Source organism: Streptomyces sp. WMMC940, from assembly GCF_027460265.1.
Taxonomy (GTDB): domain Bacteria; phylum Actinomycetota; class Actinomycetes; order Streptomycetales; family Streptomycetaceae; genus Streptomyces.
Map to the genome: position 1 here is coordinate 4346039 of NZ_JAPZBC010000001.1, position 18766 is coordinate 4364804.

Here is an 18766-nt window from a genome sequence, read left to right on the forward strand (position 1 = left end):
CGGGGCCATGGGACGCCCAAGGCCGCCCGCCCCTGACTCCCTGCCTGCCCCTGCGCCCAGTGCCCTGCCCCCAGCGCCCTTCGCCCCCTCGCCCGGCCGTCCGCCAGTCCGCCAGTCCGCCCGGCCGCCCGCCTCGGCATCGGACCGTCAGCGGCCCGCCCGTCCGACCGACCGTCCGGAGACAAGCCCCAGCGCCCCGCGGCCGTCACTTGCCGGTGCGCCGTGTCGCCGCCGCCCTGGCAGCCGTTGAGTGAGGGCCGCGCCCGTCAGGCCACCGGGAACGCCACGTCACAGACCTCGTCCGTCGCCGATGCCGCGTCCCAGTCCGCGAAGTACACCTCGCGGCACGGGCCGGCGACCGTCAGCCCTTGCCGGGCGGTCCAGCGCTCGACCGCGTCGAAGGCCGACCCGATCTGCGGATACGCCACCTGCGCCTTGGTCACCCTGGTGTAGGCGAGGCGGCCGGCGGGCTCCATACGGAGCACCGCCCCCGTCCGGTGCTCATCGATCCAGAGTTGTGCGGCGCGGACGTCGGCGACCGGCACGCACGCCTCCGCCGGGCCGTCGCTGTCCGGGCCGACCTCGGCGTGGTAGACGACGTACGGCGGGCCCGCGACGCCACCGCACTCCTCGGCCGCCCGTTCCAGGCGGCCGAGGGCCGCCGGGATCCAGCGGGGCAGCTCGTCCGCCGGCAGCCTGCGGCGCTCGGTCAGGACCGCCTGCTCGGCCACGTCCATCGTCCTGATCTCATACATCGTCTGTCTCCTGCCTGAAAGCCGGTCACGGAGATGGGCCACGACGGCGCCCTGCACGGCACGGCGTTCCTCGACCTCGGCCCAGTACGCCGTCAGCGCCCGAGCGGCCTGCGGCCCCGGCAGTTCCACCACGTCGGCGATCCGCGCCAGCGGCATGTCGATCTGCCGCAGGAGCGCGACGAGCCGGGCGCGATCGACCTGTTCGGTGCGGTACCAGCGATAGCCGGTCGCCGCGTCGACGTACGCCGGGGTGAGCAGGCCGAGCCGGTCGTAGAGGCGCAGCGCCTTCGGCGAGAGCCGCGCCCGCGTTGCGAAGGCCCCGATGGTGAGCAGGGAGTCGTCGTGCACGGGCCCATCCTCCGTCACCGGACGGGAGGTCCGCCCGGTTGCCGAGGACGATGCGGCCTGCCCCTGGGGCAAGGTCAACAGACGCCATCGCCTTCGCGACGGGCCTTCGTCCGTCCCGTGCCGGGCGCACCCGCGACGGGCACGCGAAGACGCCATGCGCACCCGCGACGGGCACGCGTCGCCGTGGGCCCCCGCGACGGGCACACGAAGACCCCGTGGGCCCCGCGAGGGCACACGATGAGGGCGTTCCATGGGACCCCCACGACCGACGGTCAACGACGTCCGCGCGACGGGTACCTGACATCCGTACGACGGACGTCCGACGTCCTTGCGACGGCCACCGGCAGTTCCCGTCGACGGGCACTCGCCGCCCTGTAACGGCCGGCCCGTGCCCACCCGTTGGACGGACCCCGGATTGATACCGCGTTGATATGCCCGCACGTCTACCGGCCGGTATTCCGCTCGCTGCATAGTGACCCGCATGGTTTGCGAGAGATGCGGAGGGACGCACCGGGGCGCGCTGCCGGGGATGGTGCTCGACTCCTGCACCGTCGAGTCCGTGCCGGCACACCGGACGCCCGGCGAGCCGGTCCTCGAGCGAAGGATGATGGCGGCGGGGGCGGCAGCCGTCCTCTCGCTGTGTCTGCTGGCGCTCGGAGTCACGATCATCGCAACCGCCGGCGGCGACGGTGACGGCGAACGCACCGACGACGCGCGACCGGTCGTGGAGGACATCGCGCTGGGCGGGATGCCCCAGAGGATCGGCCCGACGTTCTTCCCGGAGGACGTGCCGGAACCGAGCGCCACGTCCGCGAAACCGAAGCCCCGGCCCACGGTGAGGAAGCCGACACCGCCCGTGTCCGCACCCGCCCCCGGGGCGGAGCCGTCCGTACCGGCCGACGCGTCGGCCGGGGACGCGGCCTGGTTCAGCGAGTGGGCCGGGCCGGGCTGCCCGAACGGCGTCCGTACGCAGGGCCGTTACTCGGACGGCCGTGACGGCTGGTACGAGGTCGGCTCCGGCGGCCACCGCGGCAACGGGTGCGACGGCCGGTTCATCGCCGTGCCGATGTCCGGTGCACGGGACCAGGACGGCGGCAACACGGTCACCTGGAGCTGGCACCCGGGCAGCGGCTACTCGACGTGCTCGGTCGCGGTACGTGTGCCGTGGAGTCACCGTGAGGAGGACGTCGCCGGCGATCCGACGCGGTACCACGTCCTCGCTGACGCCCGGGACTCCGGATCCGTGCTCGCCGCGTTCGAGATCGGCCAGCGGACGATGCGCGGCGGGTTGGTCGTCGTGAACGACCTGCCCGTCCGGGAGGGCGAGTTGGCGGTGCAGCTCGTGGACCGTGGCCGGAACTGGGGGTACGGCGGGCGCGACGGGGCGCATCACGCGGCAGCGCAGATCCGAGCCGACTGCAGGTCATGAGCCTTCACGCCCGGCTCGGCAGAGTGCAGGTCATGAGCCGGTGCACGGCGCGGCCCGGCTCCCGCTGAAATGCCGATCGCGGGGGAGGGCCGACTCCCGGTCATGGGTCGACTGCGGATCGTGAGTCGACCGCGGATCACGGCGGTTCCCGCCCGTGACGCACGAGGTTCCTGCATAGTGGGCTGGTATGGCGTGCGAACGGTGCGGCAGTGAAAGGCACACGCCTCTGCCCGGTATGAGTTGCCCCGACTGCGGATACGTTGCCCCGGTCGAGCGGCGTCCCGGGCCGTCATGGGTCGCCCGCGAGACGATCGCCGGCCGCATCTCCCTGCTCTCCCGTTTCCGCAGGGCTCTGTTGGCGGGCGGAACCGTCGTCGTTCTGGGCTGTTTCGTCGCGGCTGCCGCACTGCTCACCGGCTCCGACGGTGACGGCGGGGGTGGTGCACAGGCCGCCGAGACCGACGTCCCGGGGCGCTCCATCCCGACTCGTGTGGGTCCGACGGAGCTGCCCGGAGGCGGGCAGTTCGAGGAGTGGGCGGGCCCGGGGTGCACCACGGGCACGTACCGTGAGGTGGGCCGTTTCGAGAACGGCGACGCCGCCTGGTACTCGGTCCGCCGCGGCGGCCGCAGCAATTCCGACTGCGACGGCAGCTTCACGGCCGTCCCCATGTCGGGCAGCACGGCCAAGGACACCCGGGCCACGGCCATCTGGAGCTGGAAGCTGGACGACGACTACCGGACGTGCGCCCTCGAGGTGTTCGTCCCCAGGACCAACCGCGCCTCGGAGTCCGCCGGTGACCCCACCTTCTATCGCGTCCTCGCCGACCCGGACGACGTACGGTCCGGCTACACCGGCTTCGGCGTCCGCCAGACCGTCCACCGCGGCGAGCTCGTGTCCGTCAAGAGCTACCCGGTCAAGGGGGACAAGGTCTTCGCGGTGCAACTCCTGGACCGCGGGCGGGACTGGGGCAGCGCCGAGCGCATCGGGGCGCACCATGCGGCGGCCCAGATGAAGCTGACCTGCGGGTCGGAGTAGAGCGGTCGGCCCGCCGTCCCGCCGCCTCGACGGATGACCACCCCCGTCCGTTCGTCATACCGGTACGACGAACGGGGTGCGGGCGCAGGGGGCACGATCACGCCCGGACACACGACAGATGTGCGCCATTCGATGCGTTCGGTGCCGCCTTCAACGCGTTGAGTGACCGGCGGGGTTACTGTGGCGGCCGCTGTTGTTGTGATCAACGGGCCGCCCCGCCCGCTTCCGGCTCGCGGGGCGGCCCGCCACGACCGGACAGGTACGCCCATGCGTCTCGCATCCCCCCGCCCCCGCCTCCTCAGGGCCGTCGCAGCGGCGTGTGTGCTGACGGCGCCCTTGGCCACCGCCGCCGCTGCGGGAACGCCCGCAGACGGGAACGACCCCCACCGTGCGGGTGAGGTCATCACCGTGACGACCACCAGGGTCGGTGCCCCCGGCAATCCCCCGGTGAGCGTCGTCCCCTTCACCGATGCCGTCTATGCCGACTGCTCCGCGGCTCCCGAGACAGCGCGCGGCTGCCTCACGGTCGGCGGGGTCGACTACCCGTACGAGATCGGCAAGCTCGAGGTCACCGTCGCGCAGTGGGTGGCGTTCCTGAACACCGCCGACCCCGACGGACACGATCCCTTCGACCTCTACGACGAGAGCGAGAGCGGCGCGACCTGGCCCAAGTACGGCCAGGTCGAGTTCTCCCAGGACGCCCGCAGGGGCCGCCACTACGCGATCGCCCGGCCGGAGTGGGCGGACAAGCCGTACGGCTTCGCGGACTTCCTCGACGCGGCCCGGCTCGTCAACTCCCTCGTCAACGGCCGCGTCCTGGCCAAGGCCACCCGTACCGAGGGGGCGTTCACCTACGTCACCTACAAGGTGCGGCTCTCACCGCGGACCGAGCGCGGGATGTACGACCTGGACCGCCCGGACACGACACGGACCGAGCACACCGGCTTCGTGGTGCCGAGCCAGAACGAGTGGATCAAGGCGGCGTACTACGACCCGAACGGCGGGGGTACGAACTCGTACTGGAAGTACCCCACCAACCCTGGCGTCTTCGGCGACGGCGACGCGACCGCTCCCAGCCCCACGGTCCTCAACCCCACCACCGGCGACGTCACCAACGCCTCGACCCAGCCGCTGGCCTCGTACCACCCCTCCGGCGGCGCGGCCCCCACCTGGTGCCCGGCCCAGGTGCCGCCGGCCGACTGCGACACCGTCAATCCGCTCGGCCTGGACCCCGCGACCTACTCCGATCTCTACCAGGGCAGCCTCAGCACGGTCGGCCGGGCCCGCACCACCTCCCCGTGGGGGACCCGCGACCAGGGCGGCAACGCGGTCGAATGGACCGACACCATCACCCCGCCTCCGACCGGGCAGGACTTCGGCCGCGTCTGGCGCCGGCTGCACGGCGGTGTGTCGAACTCGGCGCCCTACCAGATGTGGCCCTCCGCGGTCGGACTGCAGCCGCAGGACAACTTCTTCTACCGGCACACCTATCCGTGGCTCGGCATCCGGATCGGGGTGGTCGGGGACGTGGGGCCGAAGGGGCCCTGACGACCTGGCCCGGACCCCCGGCGGCGGGGCCACTTCGGCGAGCCGGGCGAACGGACGGACGGGACGCCTACCGCCGCCCGGGACGGCTCGAGTGCGGTCGCCGGGCCGGGGAGCCGACCTCCGCCAGTGGCGAGAGGCCGACACAGGACAGCGGGAGACGACGGCATGAGTACCCTTGAGCTGACCATTCAGGCGACCATCGCGATGGTCCTGCTGGTCGACCCCTTCATCCGAGGCGTCTTCTTCCGTGTGCTCACCGACTACGAACCGGAGCGGCGGCGGGAGTACGTCGGCCGCATCATGGTGGTCATCGCGATCACCCTGGGCGGCGCGGCCCTGATCGGCAAGCCGGTGCTCGATGTGGTCGGCATCGATCTGTCAGCGTTCGGTTTCGCCGGTGGTCTGGTGCTCCTGCTGATGGGGTTCGAGATGCTCTTCGGCGGCGAGCCGACCCGGGCGCAAGGCGGTGCCGCGGCGCACGAGCAGCCGGCGCCGAGATCGGCCGAGGACTCGATCGTGGTGCCCTACGCCATCCCCTTCATGGCCGGTCCCGGGGCCATCACCACGGTCATCGGCATCGCCTCGACGGGGCGGGGCTGGTCGGGCACGGTCGCCGCGCTCATCGCCGTCGCCATCACCGTGGCCCTGATCCCGGTGGGACACCTGCTCCTGGTCGACAGGTTGAGGATGTCGGCACAGACCATCGCCATCGTCACGCGGTTCGGCGGACTGATCGTCGCCACGATCGGGATCCAGCTCATGCTCAACGCGATCAGGACGTACTTCGGCCTCGGCTGAGCCCCGCGGACCCCGCAGACCGGCACGCCGCAGCGGTCGGTCGGGCCGGCACCCGCGGCTGCGGCACGTACCGCCGCCAGGAGCACCTCGGAACCGGATCGGAAGCGGTTGACGGGTACCGGCGGAAGCGGCCGGGGTGGTCTCGTGGACGGCGATGAGGCCGGGCGCAGCGGCCCGTGGCCCGGACGGCGGGGATCCGCGAAGGGGGAGCTGGGAGATGCGGAGCAGCCCGCCGATCCGGGGCACACGTCGTGGCCCGCGCCCGGCCTCGCCTTCGCCGTCAGTCCGCCGCGCGGGGGCCGAGTACGAGGTCCTGGAAGCGCTGCTCCACCGGAGCCAGGTCGGTCCGGGCCAGTTCCTGGGGCCGGACGACGAGCCGGAGCTCGGGGGTCAGGGCGGGGTGGCGGCGGCAGGCGTCGATGAACGAATCCGCGATCAGGGCGACCAACTGGCCCCGGTCCAGCTCCGTGACACGGGCCAGCCCGGAACCGATCAGCGGGATGGCGACCGGCTTGAACAGGCCGTGAACCGCCACCGAGGCCCACAGACTCTCCAGGCTCAGCCGCAGATCACGGTCGCTGGACCTGGCTACCAGATCGTTGCCGAGCCGCGAATAGGCGATGGCGAACACCCGGCGGCCGTCGACCGGCACCACCACGGTGGTGCCCACCGGGTAGCGTACCCGTCGGCCCAGCGGCTTGGACCGTGCGCTCTCGGTGCCCACCGCCTTCGTCTTGCGCAGCCCCGCCCGCAGCTTGTCGTCCAGCAGGCGGCGCCGCCCGCCGAACAGCCGGTCGACGAGCTGGCTCTGCACGCTCTCACGGCTGATCACGAGATCCTCGGCGGTCTCGGTGTCGAAGGTGTCGGAGAACCCGATCACCAGGTTGCAGTCCTCTTGGTCGAACAAGTCGCCGCGCAACAGCACCACATCGGCCCGCTGCCCCGGCAACGGCACCCGGTGCCGGAGCAGCTCCGCCCCGTGCCGGGCGCGGAGCTGCGCGCGGAGTGTGTCGAGGACCCGTGCGGCCTCGGCGTCGTCGGGGTGGTCGTGGGCGATCGTTTCGGCGACCGGCAGCGCGAGTTCCGGGCGCCCCAGGTCCGTCTGCACACGCACCAGTTCACGCCGGGCCGACTCCTGCAGGGCGGTCAGGCGGCGTACGAAGGGCACCGCGAACCCCTCGCCGCTCACCTCGGCCAGCGGTCGGCCGCGCACGAGGGACAGCGCCTCGGCAAGCCGGTGTGCGGCGGTTGCGGGCGGCGCGAGCAGGGCGTTGCTGACTATCGCGGTGAACCGCGCGCTGTCCAGTTCCTCGGGCCGCAGCACCAGACGGTAGGCGGTCTCCGGGCCCTGCACGGTGACCTGCTGCTCGGTGCGCAGCATGTTCGTTCCGACCCCGTCCAGGCCGGGTGCCAAGGCCCGCCGCAGCTCCAGGACCCGTTTCTGGACCTCGTTGCGGTTGCGCTGGTCCAGATGGCGGGGCTCGTCCGCGAGCCCCCACACGTCGCGACGCAGCTGCCGCACCGGCACAGCCTCGCCCTCGGCCGCCACCAGACGGACCAGCAGCCTTACGGTCAGCGGCGTCAGCCGGACCGGAACCCCGTCGACTTCGAGCTGAACCGGGCCCAGGATCTTCACTTGGACACGTGCTCCCGCACCGGCCATACCCGTCGCCCCCCCACGGTTGAACGTCACTCTGCGTCAGGCATTGGTGACCGAAAGGCTATCATCGGGCCCTGGGGTAACCGTGAGTTCGGGTGATTCCGGCGGTCCGGACCCGAGAGACCCGATACGATCCCCCGACTCCTCCCGGCCGCGCGCCGAGCCGTGTCCGCGACGGCGGCCGGCTCGCCCCCGCTCCCTTCTCTTCCCGCGTCTGCCGCGTGGCGCGCGGCGCGCCCGGCAGGTCTTCGTACGCGACACGATGGTGGCGTTCGGCGGGCTGTCGGCCGTGCTGCAGGTCCTGGGGCCGTTCGTGCCGCACAGCGGTTCCGCCGCCGCCGTCGGGCTGTCGGTGGGGGCGTGCCTGGGCTGGGGGTTGATGCGGGCCCGTCCTGCGGCCCGGGTGCAGCAGGTGTTCCGGCGGCCCGACATGACGGTGGTCGTTGAGGCGGGCGACTTGTTCGACCAGTCGACCCACCTCGTCGTCGGCTTCTGCGACACCTTCGACACCCTGTCGGCCGGCGGCCGAGTCATCAACGGCGACAGCCTGCAGGCGCAACTGCTGGACCGCGGATACGGCGGCGACGTGGCCCGGCTGGACGCGGAGCTGAGCGCGGCGCTCGCCTCGGCCGAGCCCGTCGCACGCGAGGAGCGGGCCGACAAGCCGCTCGGCAAGCTCGACCGCTACCCGATCGGCACGGTCGCGGTACTGGGCACTCGACCGCGGTTGGTGTTCGGCGTGGCCTACAGCCGGATCGGCAACGACTACGTGGCCGTCTCCGGGGTGGAGGACCTGTGGCGGGGCCTCGGCGGGCTGTGGGACGGGCTGCGCGCGCACGCCCAACTGGACCGGGTGGCCATGCCCTTGGTCGGCTCCGGGCTGGCGCGGATCGGCTATCTCGACCGGGACAGCCTCCTCCGGCTGATCCTGATGTCATTCGTGGCCCGCTCCCGGGAGAGCGCGATCTGCCGTGAACTGCGCGTGGTGGTACGGCCTGAGGAACTGGAGAGCGTCGACATGCGGGAGCTGGCGGCGTTCCTGGACGCCCTGGCGTCGGACCCGGACCGGTAGCGTACGGACCGAACGGCGTGGGTACATCCGTTGGCGTACGAAGGGGCGGAACTCGGCGTCCCGCCCCTCTCGCACCGTCCGTCAGGCCAGTCGGCGGTATGCCGCGAGATTCCTGAAGTACGAGATGTCGCGCCAGTCCGGCCGGGTGTCGTCGAGATCGCACTCGGCGCCCTTGAGCCGTTCGACGATCTTCGAGACGGCGGCCTCGGAGCCGTCGAAGTGGACCACGTTGCGGCCCGCGAGGTCCGCGGCGGGCCGCACCTGGCCGACCTGCACGATGATCGTCCGCTCCGGATAGGCCATCAGCGCCATGCCGAGTTCGATCAGCACGTTCTGGCGGGGCTGGCCGGTCAACCGGTCCTCGTAGGGGGGCTCGTTGAAGCCCTGCAGGTGAGGATGGAGCATGGCGACGTCGTCCGGGGTGAGCAGCACGAGCGCCGCCTGCGCCTGCGACAGTGCCTTCTCGATGACCTCGCCGAGGAACGGAGCGGTCCCCCCGGTGGCCCGAACCAGCCGCTCCCACTCCAGCGGGCGCAGGTCGAGCCGGCGCAGCAGCCCGAACATCGCCGTGCGGACCTCCTCGTCACGGCCGTGCACGACGAAGACGCTGCGGCTGCGGCCGTAGTCCGCGCGCGCCCGGGCCGCGCGCTCAGCCTCCTGCTCGACGGACGGCTGTTGCTGCTGCGGAGTGTTGTGGACGTTGTAGCCGAAGTTGCTGTTCTGGCCACCGAATACGTTCTGGCTGTTGTCACCGAAGGTGTGGCCCTGGTTCATGGTCGTTTCCCTGTTCGTCATGATGATCGGCCGTCCTGCGGCTGGTAGTTGTAGCCGAAGTTGCTGTTCTGGCCGCCGAATACGTTCTGGCTGTTGTCGCCCAGCAGGATGTTGGTCTGCGCGCGGTCGTGCTCGGCGAGGTCCACGTCGTGCTCGTCGAGGAACGCGCGGATGTTCTGGAGCAGACGGCGCTCGATGATCTCCATGTACTTGGTCGCGTCGGAGTGCTGGAAGAAGTGGTGGTAGTGCTCGCTGGTGGCCAGTTCCCTGACGCTGGCCACCGCGCCGCAGTTGAGCCACGGGTTGACGTAGCGGCCGAGCCCGAACTCGCTGGTGTCCGTCATCTGGTCCGCCTGCAGCACCGCGGCCATCGCCCTCCTGGCCCTCCTGGCCCGCCAGGGCCGGATCCACGGGACCGCCCACGTCGGCAGGAACCGCTCCGGGACCAGCCACAGCGGCCAGAGCCACAGCACGGTGGACCAGCGCACCGTGGTCGTGAACATGTCCCACGCCAGCCGCACTGCCAGACGCCCGTCGATGGTGCGGGGCAACTGGTCCACGAGGTGGAAGTCCTTCACGAGCGGGCCGAGCACATAGGTGTAGAACTCGGTGTGCAGTGTGTTGCCCCGGATGTCGAACCCGACGAAGATCGAGGTCACCAGTTCCTCGTCCCACGACCCGACGCGCACGCACAGGTATTCGCGGGCCGCGTCGTAGTCCTCGCGCCAGTGGACGCCGGGCAGGTCGTCCGTGCCGGGCAGTTCGGACCAGTCGGCACCGGTGGACCGGTCGTTGGTGCGGATCGCGGTGGTGTAGCGGCGCTGCTCGACGGTCAGCCCTTCGATCCGCTCGTCGGGGTGGGCCTCGTCGCGGAGATCGGCGGCCATCCGGGCGGCGACCTGGCCGGTGATGTCGCGCACGGTGAACGGGATGACCTGCCTGCGCTCGACGGTGTCGAGGTCGGGCGGCAGGCCGTTCTCGCCCTTGCGTGCCATGATCCGGGTCTTCGGGGCGCCCAGCAGCAACTGGGCGTTGGACCACTCGCGCATGGGCAGGCCCGCGCCGACGAAGGGCCGGTAGCCGCCGTAGAAGACCAGTCCGCTGCGGCTGGCCTGCTCTTGGTCGATCTTGCGGGCAAGCTCGGAGGTCAGCTTGTCGTGCGACGGGCAGGCGCCGCCGAAGCCGCCGTCCGGCCCGCTCTCCCGGAGCCGGGTCATCAGGATGTGCAGGGTGACGATCCGGCGCAGATAGGCCGCCGCCCACGGCACCCAGAGCAGCACGACGACACCGAGGGGCCCGCTGAGTACCCCGCTGCTCATCAGCAGCAGGACCGCGGCCGCCGTGCCGGCCGCGGCCGCCCACTGGGTGCGGTGCAGCCGGCGTGCGGCGAGGGCGTGTGCGAGCACCGACACGGCGTCGTAGCCGAAGGAGGGCGCGACGACCCGGAAACGGCTGTCCAGCAGTTCCCGGATGACGGCACCCCGGTAACCGGGATCGAGGTAGGTGCCCGCTGACAGCAGCCGGGTGGCTCTGGTGCGCAGGTACTCGCGGTGTGCCGGCGGCCTCTGCGGCGGCGGGCCGGGTGGACGGGGGGAAAGTTCTTCTGTCGCCATGGTGGTTCGCGCTCCGCTCATGTGGGCGCACCTCTCCGGCACGCCCGGTGGGGTGTCAGTCGGTCCGGGTGGCCGTGCCGCTGGTGATGACACCGTCACGGACGGTGTAGGTGGCGTCGTACGAGTGCGTCGTGCCGTCGACCTGGAGGGCCTCGATGGTCAGCCGCACCTTGGTGCCTTCCACGGACACGATGCCGATGGCGTCCCGCTTGGTGGTGGCGTAGCCCGAGACGAAGCGGTCGTAGCTGGAGTCGAGGTTCTTGCCGCCGAGAGCCCAGGCGGTCTGGTAGTCGCGGGCGTTGATCGCCTCGAAGTAGGCGGTGACGACATCGCTCGGTCCGCCGCTCGCGCTCGCGGCCGGGGTGCCGGTGGTGGTGTCCGTCGGGTAGGCGAACCCGCCGTCGCCGTACCCGTCGGTCGCGGTCGCCTCGGGGGTGCTGTACCGGTCCGGTGTACTGGTGCCGTCGTACGGCCATGCGGGTGCCGTCGTCGACGGCGTGTGGCTCGGCCGGCCGGCCGGGCTTCCGCCGTCCGTGCCGAAGGTGTCCGAACCGAACAAGCCCGACCCGGACGATCCGGACGGCCCGTAGGGCTCGGACGAGGCGGAGTCGTCGGCTGCGCCGCCCAGCAGGACCACCGTCATGGCGAGCAGCAGGGGCGTGGTGATGACCACGAGCCCCCAGGTGCGGGCGGGACCGCTCGGGGGTATCAGCCCCGGGGCGCGATAGGAGGGCGGCGCGCGGTGGGTGGACGGTGTGTCGGGGCGCCCGGCGTACGGTGTCAGCCCTGGGTCGGTCATGGGGTTCTCCACAGGTCACTGCAGTGCAGCGCGCCCGCCCCGAATGGCCCATGGCGGTCCGTACGGTACGTGTGTACGCGATGGGTCCGCCGTGAGGCGACGATGGACAGCGGTGCGCGGAATGGCGGTTGACGCCTCCGATGCGACCAGCGCCCCCGCTTCCGTGCCCAGAACCGACCTGCTTCCGATCCGCTTCCGGCCCGCTCCGGGCCCTTGGGACGGCCGGTCCGTACCTCCCGTTGTGCCGCGCAGGCCGCCGACCGCGAGGGGCAGCACCTCCGGCCGGACCCGCTCGATCTGGCGCGGTTGTGGCCCGAGCCCGGGAGCGCGACGCGTTCCCCCGTGCAGCCCGGCGAGTAGTCGAACATGTTCAATACTGCTGGCAGGATGACAAGCGCGTGATCGACGCCCGGTCGAACCGCGGTCATGTGGCAGGAGTTCGACTTCGATGACGGGTGGCGGCTGTCAGGGACCGGGCAGTGGGAGCTGACCGACGAGCGCACGGGGTGGAACGCCGGTCAGCATGTCCGGATGGCTCTCACCTCGCGCATGGCATCGGCCACACGTACTCCGGATTCCGCCGAGCTCGACCCGTCGTCCGAGCATGAGCCGGCACCCGAGACCTGCACGTGGACCTTCGAGTTGCAGCGCGACGACATGAAGCAGCTGCTGTTGTACTTCTCTTTCGGCGACCCTGACTCTCGCAGCTCCTACGTCCTGCAGCGAAAGCAGCCGTAGCAAGTCCAACGGTGCTGGCCACCGCTTGAAGACCCTGTTGAACGCCTTCCAGATCGCCTTCGAAGGACGCCTCACCCCCACCAGCCACTGACACCTCAACAACCAGGATCAGCCGTTGATTGGACAGAACGGGGGCCCGGCCGGTCTCCCGGCTCGAAGAACAACAGCGTGCCAAGCGCCACGACGTCGGCAAAACCGTCAAGCGCCCTGAATCGAGCAAGGAACAGCAACCCCAACGAGGTCAAACGCCAAGCTGAGACCGAGCCCGCGCATAACTCGGGTGACGGCGGGCTCCGGTCGGCGCTAGCGTGCGGCGGTGATCAGCAATGAGGGGGTGTGCCTGGGTGTCGAGGCCGCACGTCGCCTGGCAGAGACAGGTCTCCACGAGTTCGAACCAGGGTTGACAGACGCCGAGTTTGCGCGCATTGAGCGCGAGTATGGCTTCGAGTTCGCGGACGACCACCGGGCGTTCCTTGCGGCAGGCCTCCCCGGTCAACGTCCCTCCCGAGGAGGGACAGACCTGGTCCAGGCCGTGGCCGGAGTGGCGCGGTGGTGATCGGGACAGCTTGCGGCGACAGCTCGCCTGGCCGGTCGAGGGCCTTCTCCTCGACGTTGAGCACAACGGGATCTGGTGCGACGACTGGGGCGAGCGGCCGGCCGAAGGGACTGCGGCACTGAATTCGGCGTGGCGTCATCTGGCGGAGGTACGGTCCTGGTGCCCGTGTATGGCCACCGATACCTGCCCGCTGGCCAGGGAAGCTTCGGACATCCGGTGCTCTCGATGTGGCAGACCGACATCATTTATTACGGGCTGGACCTGGTCGACTACATGCACCAGGAGTTCGCCGAGGCGCGGGGCGAGGTCGACGAGAGCTGGAACCCGCTGGCAACGGTCCCCTTCTGGCGGGACCTCCTCTGACTCCTCTGGACCATGGGGACGGCGGCCTTCGAGAGTTGGCAGAGGAATCTACGCGGGTTTGTCGCCCGGCCTGGTTCCGTTGTGGGCGGTGCGGGCCGGGCAGGAGCTACGTTCTCGGTGTCGTCGCGGCCGGACGGGTTCGCGGTGCGCATGCCGGAAGCCGCCGTGGGCGGCAGGCCGCGGAGGCGGTCGCAGACCTCGCTGGCGGAGACTGGACGGTCTTCGGGCTCTTTGGCGAGCAGTTCCATGACCAGGTCGTCCACCGAGGCGGGCACCCCGGACCGGACCCGGCCCGGGGGCACGGGGGCCTTCGCCAGATGTGCGCTCATCATCGACGCCGGGCTGGTGGCGTGGAACGGGACCTGCCCGGTGAGGAGTTCGTGGAGGACGCAGCCGAGGGAGTACAGGTCGGAGCGGACGTCGCCGGGGTGCCCATCGAACCGCTCCGGCGGCATGTACGGGAACGTCCCCATCACCCTGCTCGACGGCAGTGACTCAATGAACCGGGCGATGCCGAAATCGAGAATCTTGACCCGTCCGTCTGGGGTGAGCATCAGGTTCGCCGGCTTGAGATCCCGGTGGACCACGTCCATCTCGTGCGCCCGAGCCAGTGCAGCCGCCGCCTGCGCTACCCAGTCGACAGCGGCCGCCACCGGTGGCGGCCCGTCCTCTTTCAGCACCGTGGCCAGGTCACGCCCCACGAGAAACTCCATGACCAGGAACAGCGAGCCGTCCTCCGTGTCCTGGCCGAAGTCGTGCACGGTCACCACGCCGGGATGATTCAGCGCCCCGGCTGTGCGGGCTTCGCGCTGGAACAACGCGGCGCCGGGGGTGTCGCGTCGGTCGTGCGGGAGCAGTTTGATCGCCACCTGCCGCCCGATCACCCGGTCCCGGCCCTCCCACACCTCGCCCATGCCGCCGCGGCCGACAAACCGCACGAGCTCGTATCGCCCGGCCAGAACCCGCGTCATCATCGCACCCCCGAACACGACCGCCACACCTTCGGCACGAAGCCCGCCCGCCCTTTCCCATTCCTGAAAGCACCGCTGCCAAGCTGCCCAGTCCTACGGCACGGAGCGTCGGATCCTTGAGCCCGGGTAGTCGTGGGCCCAGGAACACGTCCCTTGCTGTTGCGTCAGCCGACCTCGATCTCCAGGACGACGGCGGCTCGGAAGCCCGTAATGGTGACCTTCACGTCGAGGATGGCCGGTTCTCCGCGCGGCTCAACCGCGATACTGCACGTGCGGGAGCAACCAGAGGAGTGGGTGTCCTCCACTTCGCCCACGCTCGTGACGTAGGGCGAGTCCCTGAGCCACTCGCGGAGGGCATCGCGGTCACCGTCGGTCAGACACCAGTTGCATACCTCTCCACTCGTCTTCGTGTAGCGCGCGAGTACCTTTCCGCCCCCGGCCTGCTCCTCGGACTCGATGGCGAAGCCGTCCGGGTTCCCCAATTCCTTGAGCACACGGTGGCTGAGCTCGTGCGTCGCACGCTCCTGGTAATCCTGGTACTTCACGTACCCGGTGACCGACCCGCCCACAAGGAGGGCCGCCAGCATCGCGCCCGGAAACACCGGGAAGCGTCTATGCCGCCGTCGTCTGCCTGCTGGGGGCGGCGGCTGATCCGGCATGGGGGGAAGAACCAGGGTGGGACGGCCCACGTCGAGGTCGGCAGGCGGCACGGCGGCGGCCACCTGCGCGAGGACCTGCTGGAGCTGGTCGGCACTCATCCGCTCGGCGGGGTCTTTGCGGAGAAGTCCGGTGAGTGCGGACTCCAGCGGGCCTGCGAGGGCCGTGGGTGCGGGGTCCTCCGTGGCGACGGCTACAAGGACCGCTCCGGGGTTGCCTTCCGGGAACGGAGGATGCCCTTCCACCGCGGTGTAGAGCGTCGCGCCCAGCGACCACAGGTCCGAGGCGGCGGTGGCCGTGAGGCCACGCACCTGCTCGGGCGCCATGAACGCCGGGGTCCCTATGATCACGCCAGACCCGGTGAGCGTTGCGTCACCGTCCACGGCCGCGATGCCGAAGTCAGTCAGGACGACGCGATCGCCCTCCAGGAGGATGTTCGCGGGCTTGATGTCGCGGTGCGTAATACCCGCCCGGTGCGCGGCCATCAGCGCCGACAGGACCTGCACACCTATGAGGGCGACCTGCGCGGGCGGCAGGGCGCCCCGCCGGGCGAGCAGGTCGGCCAGGGATCCGCCCTGCACCAACTCCATGACGATCCACGGGTGTCCGGTCTCAGGATCGACGACGCGATCATGAACCGTGACTATGCCGTGATGCTTCAGGCTGGCCGCCGCCCGCGCCTCGCGCTCCAGGCGGGCGATCCAGTTCTCCCGCTCGGCGGCGGTCAGGTGATCCGGCAGGCGCAGTTCCTTGATCGCCACGTCCCGCCCCAACTGCTCATCCCGGGCTCGCCAGACGACACCCATGCCGCCCTGCCCCAATTTCCCCGTCAGCCCGTATCGGCCGAGCAGAACCCTCCCAAGATCCCCATCCACAGCAGGAAATCTAGTCCACGCTCGTGACGCTCAGCGCGTTCTTCTAGAAATTTCTTCTACTTCAGGTGCATTAGGCTGTCTGCCATGACGTCAACGAGATCGAGCCATGTCTCCTAAGCAGCAGCGCGGCGAGGCCACCGTCGACCGTCTCTTGACGGCCGCCCTCGAGGTGTACGCCTCATCGGGCCAGCAGGGGTTCACGGTGAACGCAGTCACCGAGGCCAGCGGCGTCAGCCTCGGCAGTCTCTACCACCATTTCGGCAGTTTCGACGGCCTCGCAGCAGGCCTTTACACCAGGTGCATGCAGGAGCTGTTCGACGAGTTGACCGCTGCCGTGACCCGTACCCGCACCGCCCGCACCGGTGTCCGCGCGCTCGTAAGGGCCTACCTGCGCTTCACCGAGGAGCGGCCCGACGCCGCGCTCTTCATCCACGCCTCCGCGTACTCCGGCTATCTCGTGGCTCACGCCGACCGCATCCGCGCCGCCAAGGCCGTCATGCTGGGAGGCATCGTGGACTGGATGCGGCCGCGGATCGAAGCCGGCGAGATCCTGCCCATCCCCGAGCCCCTGGTCGAGGCCCTGGTTATCGGACCGGTTGCCGAGACTGCGCGTCGCTGGCTGGCCAGCACGTACGACATCGACCTCGCCCAAGCGGCGCGGATCCTTCCCGACCGGATCTGGCGGTCCCTGCGACCGGACTGTGACTAGGTGTGCTGTCCGGGGACGGGGACGCCGCTGGCCCGCAGGGTGCGGGCGGATGCCTGACCTTCGAGGGACCGCCTGGCACAGTCGAGCCCTGCACTGAACGGCCATTTTGCCCTCTCGGACGCTCATTCACCCCAGGCTTCGGCATCGCTCTTACCCTGCCCATATCGAGTGAGGGCTTCTGTCACCGCGGCCCGCTGCTGGTCCGTCATCGGCCCGAGGACGCAGATGGGCACCATCCCGTTACGGCCGCGGGTTTTAGTCCCGTAGGGCCACCCTGGCGGGCGGTGCGGAGTCGAGGGCTTCTCACCCTGCGCGAACTTGACGTGGAGTCCGGCTCTGGCGCCGTGCAGAACCCGATCGGGCAACTCCTCGTGGTATCCGAAGACTTCTTCGACGGCGAACGTCCGCACCTGACTCCATCGGTATTGATGCCTGTCGAGTTGGGTGGTGGTTCTGATGCCCCGTGGCCCGATCTCCAGAGACCACGCGGACCTGCGGTTTGGCTCGAGAGATTTCACGATGGCAGCCAGGAGCAACATGGACAGGCAAAATACCCCGATGCAGCTGAAAACTATCGCTGTGACCGTCCATGCGGGCGGGTGTCCGGGTTCGAACTCAAACGGCTCGTCCGGCGCCAGTGCGAGCGAGATAAGGAAACCGGCCAGCGCCACCGCCGACGTGATCGTGAACCCAACGACCACGCCACGTCCTTGCCCAGTCATGTAGGCAGACAGTGGCTCTTTTCCCGTCCATGAGATGGTGACCGGGCCGTTGGCGCGGGACGGTGTTCCGTCCAGCGGGAGCGTACGCGGTGGAGGCGGCTGCATCGCCGTGGTCTGCTGGTCCGACGCCTCGCGATGCTGAGCGTCAGGGATACGGCTTGCGGCAACGTCGTGCGCAGCTCGCATGGCAGTGGCGAGCCGGGCGAGGAGGGCAGCGCGGGACTCCCGATGTGAGGGGACCCTGATCGGCCCGGCGGTTGTGAGGATGTGCGTTCGGTCGAGTTGTTGCAGGGCCTGGGAGAGGTTGGCGGCGTTCGGGTACCGCTGGGTGGGGTCCTTGTGGAGCAGGGTCAGCACGAGGTCGTCCCAGGCGGATGGGATGTCCGTGGACACCGAGCTGGGGGTGGGGGGCTCCTGGGTGAGGTGTGCCGAGAGGTAGCCCACGGTGTCGGGGGCCTGGAAGGGCAGTTGGCCTGTGATCAGCTCGAAGAGCAGGCAGCCGAGCGCGTACAGGTCGCTGCTTGGTTCTGGGAAGCCGCGTGCTTGTTCGGGTGCCATGTACGGGGGTGTGCCCACGATGAGGCCGGTCTGGGTGAGTCGGTCGGCGGTCGCGTAGGGGTCGGCCGCCCGCGCGACGCCGAAATCGAGGACCTTCACGTTGCCGGAAGGCGTGATGAGGATGTTGGAGGGCTTGATGTCCCGGTGCATGATTCCGGCTTCGTGCGCGTCAGCAAGTGCGTCACATATCTGTGCGCCCCATCGGGCCGCGTCCGGCAGGGTGACGGCGCCTCGGCGAAGCATCGTGTCCAGGCCCTCGCCTCGGATCAGCTCCATCACCAGGAACGGGGCCCGGTTGTCCCCGGTGTCGGTCTCGCCGAGGTCGTGGATGGTGACGATGTGGGGGTGCTGCAGTCGGGCGGTGATCCGTGCCTCGCGCAGGAACCTGGTGCGTGCCTCGCCGCCGCGGCTTCCGCCACCGGCGAGCAGGGAGATCACCTTGACCGCGACGGGCCGGCCCAGCGTCTTGTCCTGTGCCTCCCACACCTGCCCCATACCGCCCTCGCCGAGCTGCCGCACCAACCGGTAACGGCCTCCGAGGAGCTGGTCTCGCACCGCCGTGCCTCCCGTGATTCGATCATTCCTGCCCTTCCGCCTGCGAGCCGGCGCCCTGGAATCATGACGCGACCGCGAAGGCAGCACGCCCGAAACGCCGGAACTTGCCACCAGCAGAGATGCTCGCCAAGAAGGCCACTCCGGTCCGGATCGGCCTTCCATCCCAGGTGTGCCGCCGACGGGCGATCCGGCTCAGTGAGCGTCGCTCACCTCGGCGTCGAGAACCCGGC

The 18766-nt window shown here is 70.2% G+C and carries 15 protein-coding genes; 7 read left to right on the forward strand and 8 right to left on the reverse strand.

What is annotated here, in order from left to right; translation table 11 throughout:
- Positions 1-266: 266 nt before the first annotated feature.
- On the reverse strand, positions 267-1121 hold the full coding sequence (locus tag O7595_RS19150) for a MerR family transcriptional regulator (RefSeq protein ID WP_443071659.1): 855 nt from the start codon (positions 1119-1121) through the stop codon (positions 267-269).
- Between the two features lie 463 nt (positions 1122-1584).
- Between O7595_RS19150 and O7595_RS19155 the strand changes: the two genes are divergently transcribed.
- The 4 genes from O7595_RS19155 (at position 1585) to O7595_RS19170 (ending at position 5914) form a co-directional block, all read left to right on the forward strand.
- Entirely contained in the window at positions 1585-2532 is a 948-nt protein-coding gene (locus O7595_RS19155; RefSeq protein WP_269729876.1) for an adhesin, read from the forward strand.
- Between the two features lie 235 nt (positions 2533-2767).
- Entirely contained in the window at positions 2768-3568 is an 801-nt protein-coding gene (locus O7595_RS19160) for an adhesin (RefSeq protein ID WP_269729877.1), read from the forward strand.
- Positions 3569-3976: 408 nt separating this feature from the next.
- Complete coding sequence (locus O7595_RS19165) at positions 3977-5116, forward strand: hypothetical protein (protein ID WP_269729878.1); 1140 nt, start codon at positions 3977-3979, stop codon at positions 5114-5116.
- Positions 5117-5281: 165 nt separating this feature from the next.
- On the forward strand, positions 5282-5914 hold the full coding sequence (locus O7595_RS19170; RefSeq protein ID WP_269729879.1) for a MarC family protein: 633 nt from the start codon (positions 5282-5284) through the stop codon (positions 5912-5914).
- A gap of 280 nt (positions 5915-6194) precedes the next feature.
- Here O7595_RS19170 and O7595_RS19175 read toward each other — a convergent pair whose 3' ends face one another.
- Positions 6195-7550 (reverse strand): macro domain-containing protein, encoded by a 1356-nt coding sequence (locus O7595_RS19175; protein ID WP_269729880.1) that lies wholly within the window; start codon positions 7548-7550, stop codon positions 6195-6197.
- Between the two features lie 286 nt (positions 7551-7836).
- Between O7595_RS19175 and O7595_RS19180 the strand changes: the two genes are divergently transcribed.
- Entirely contained in the window at positions 7837-8646 is an 810-nt protein-coding gene (locus O7595_RS19180; RefSeq protein WP_269729881.1) for a macro domain-containing protein, read from the forward strand.
- A gap of 81 nt (positions 8647-8727) precedes the next feature.
- Here the strand turns inward: O7595_RS19180 and O7595_RS19185 are convergent, their stop codons facing one another.
- Genes O7595_RS19185 through O7595_RS19195 form a run of 3 tightly spaced genes read right to left on the reverse strand, consistent with a single transcriptional unit; the run spans position 8728 to position 11832 of the window.
- Positions 8728-9420: a nucleotide-binding protein gene (locus O7595_RS19185; RefSeq protein WP_332328354.1), complete on the reverse strand. Its 693-nt coding sequence runs from the start codon at positions 9418-9420 to the stop codon at positions 8728-8730.
- Positions 9421-9437: 17 nt separating this feature from the next.
- A complete protein-coding gene (locus O7595_RS19190) occupies positions 9438-11054 on the reverse strand; it encodes a hypothetical protein (RefSeq protein ID WP_269729883.1) in 1617 nt (538 codons plus the stop codon).
- A gap of 34 nt (positions 11055-11088) precedes the next feature.
- A complete protein-coding gene (locus tag O7595_RS19195) occupies positions 11089-11832 on the reverse strand; it encodes a hypothetical protein (RefSeq protein ID WP_269729884.1) in 744 nt (247 codons plus the stop codon).
- A gap of 426 nt (positions 11833-12258) precedes the next feature.
- On the opposite strand from O7595_RS19195, the gene O7595_RS19200 reads away from it, so the two are divergent.
- Positions 12259-12570: a hypothetical protein gene (locus O7595_RS19200; RefSeq protein WP_269729885.1), complete on the forward strand. Its 312-nt coding sequence runs from the start codon at positions 12259-12261 to the stop codon at positions 12568-12570.
- Between the two features lie 825 nt (positions 12571-13395).
- On the opposite strand, the gene O7595_RS19205 is transcribed toward O7595_RS19200, so the two are convergent.
- Together O7595_RS19205 and O7595_RS19210 are read right to left on the reverse strand one after the other, a co-directional pair.
- Complete coding sequence (locus tag O7595_RS19205) at positions 13396-14478, reverse strand: serine/threonine-protein kinase (RefSeq protein WP_269729886.1); 1083 nt, start codon at positions 14476-14478, stop codon at positions 13396-13398.
- Between the two features lie 146 nt (positions 14479-14624).
- Complete coding sequence (locus O7595_RS19210; RefSeq protein ID WP_269729887.1) at positions 14625-15992, reverse strand: serine/threonine-protein kinase; 1368 nt, start codon at positions 15990-15992, stop codon at positions 14625-14627.
- Between the two features lie 106 nt (positions 15993-16098).
- Between O7595_RS19210 and O7595_RS19215 the strand changes: the two genes are divergently transcribed.
- Entirely contained in the window at positions 16099-16701 is a 603-nt protein-coding gene (locus tag O7595_RS19215) for a TetR/AcrR family transcriptional regulator (protein ID WP_269729888.1), read from the forward strand.
- A gap of 122 nt (positions 16702-16823) precedes the next feature.
- Here O7595_RS19215 and O7595_RS19220 read toward each other — a convergent pair whose 3' ends face one another.
- Positions 16824-18536, reverse strand: a complete 1713-nt coding sequence (locus O7595_RS19220) for a serine/threonine-protein kinase (protein WP_269729889.1) — start codon at positions 18534-18536, stop codon at positions 16824-16826.
- Positions 18537-18766 lie beyond the last annotated feature (230 nt).

Excerpts from the sequence above, each read along its gene's own strand:
- O7595_RS19195 (WP_269729884.1), bottom strand. The coding sequence starts at position 11,832 with ATGACCGACCCAGGGCTGACACCGTACGCCGGGCGCCCCGACACACCG.
- O7595_RS19180 (WP_269729881.1), top strand. The coding sequence starts at position 7,837 with ATGGTGGCGTTCGGCGGGCTGTCGGCCGTGCTGCAGGTCCTGGGGCCG.
- O7595_RS19190 (WP_269729883.1), bottom strand. The coding sequence starts at position 11,054 with ATGAGCGGAGCGCGAACCACCATGGCGACAGAAGAACTTTCCCCCCGT.
- O7595_RS19160 (WP_269729877.1), top strand. The coding sequence starts at position 2,768 with ATGAGTTGCCCCGACTGCGGATACGTTGCCCCGGTCGAGCGGCGTCCC.
- O7595_RS19185 (WP_332328354.1), bottom strand. The coding sequence starts at position 9,420 with ATGAACCAGGGCCACACCTTCGGTGACAACAGCCAGAACGTATTCGGT.
- O7595_RS19215 (WP_269729888.1), top strand. The coding sequence starts at position 16,099 with ATGTCTCCTAAGCAGCAGCGCGGCGAGGCCACCGTCGACCGTCTCTTG.
- O7595_RS19170 (WP_269729879.1), top strand. The coding sequence starts at position 5,282 with ATGAGTACCCTTGAGCTGACCATTCAGGCGACCATCGCGATGGTCCTG.
- O7595_RS19200 (WP_269729885.1), top strand. The coding sequence starts at position 12,259 with ATGTGGCAGGAGTTCGACTTCGATGACGGGTGGCGGCTGTCAGGGACC.
- O7595_RS19155 (WP_269729876.1), top strand. The coding sequence starts at position 1,585 with ATGGTTTGCGAGAGATGCGGAGGGACGCACCGGGGCGCGCTGCCGGGG.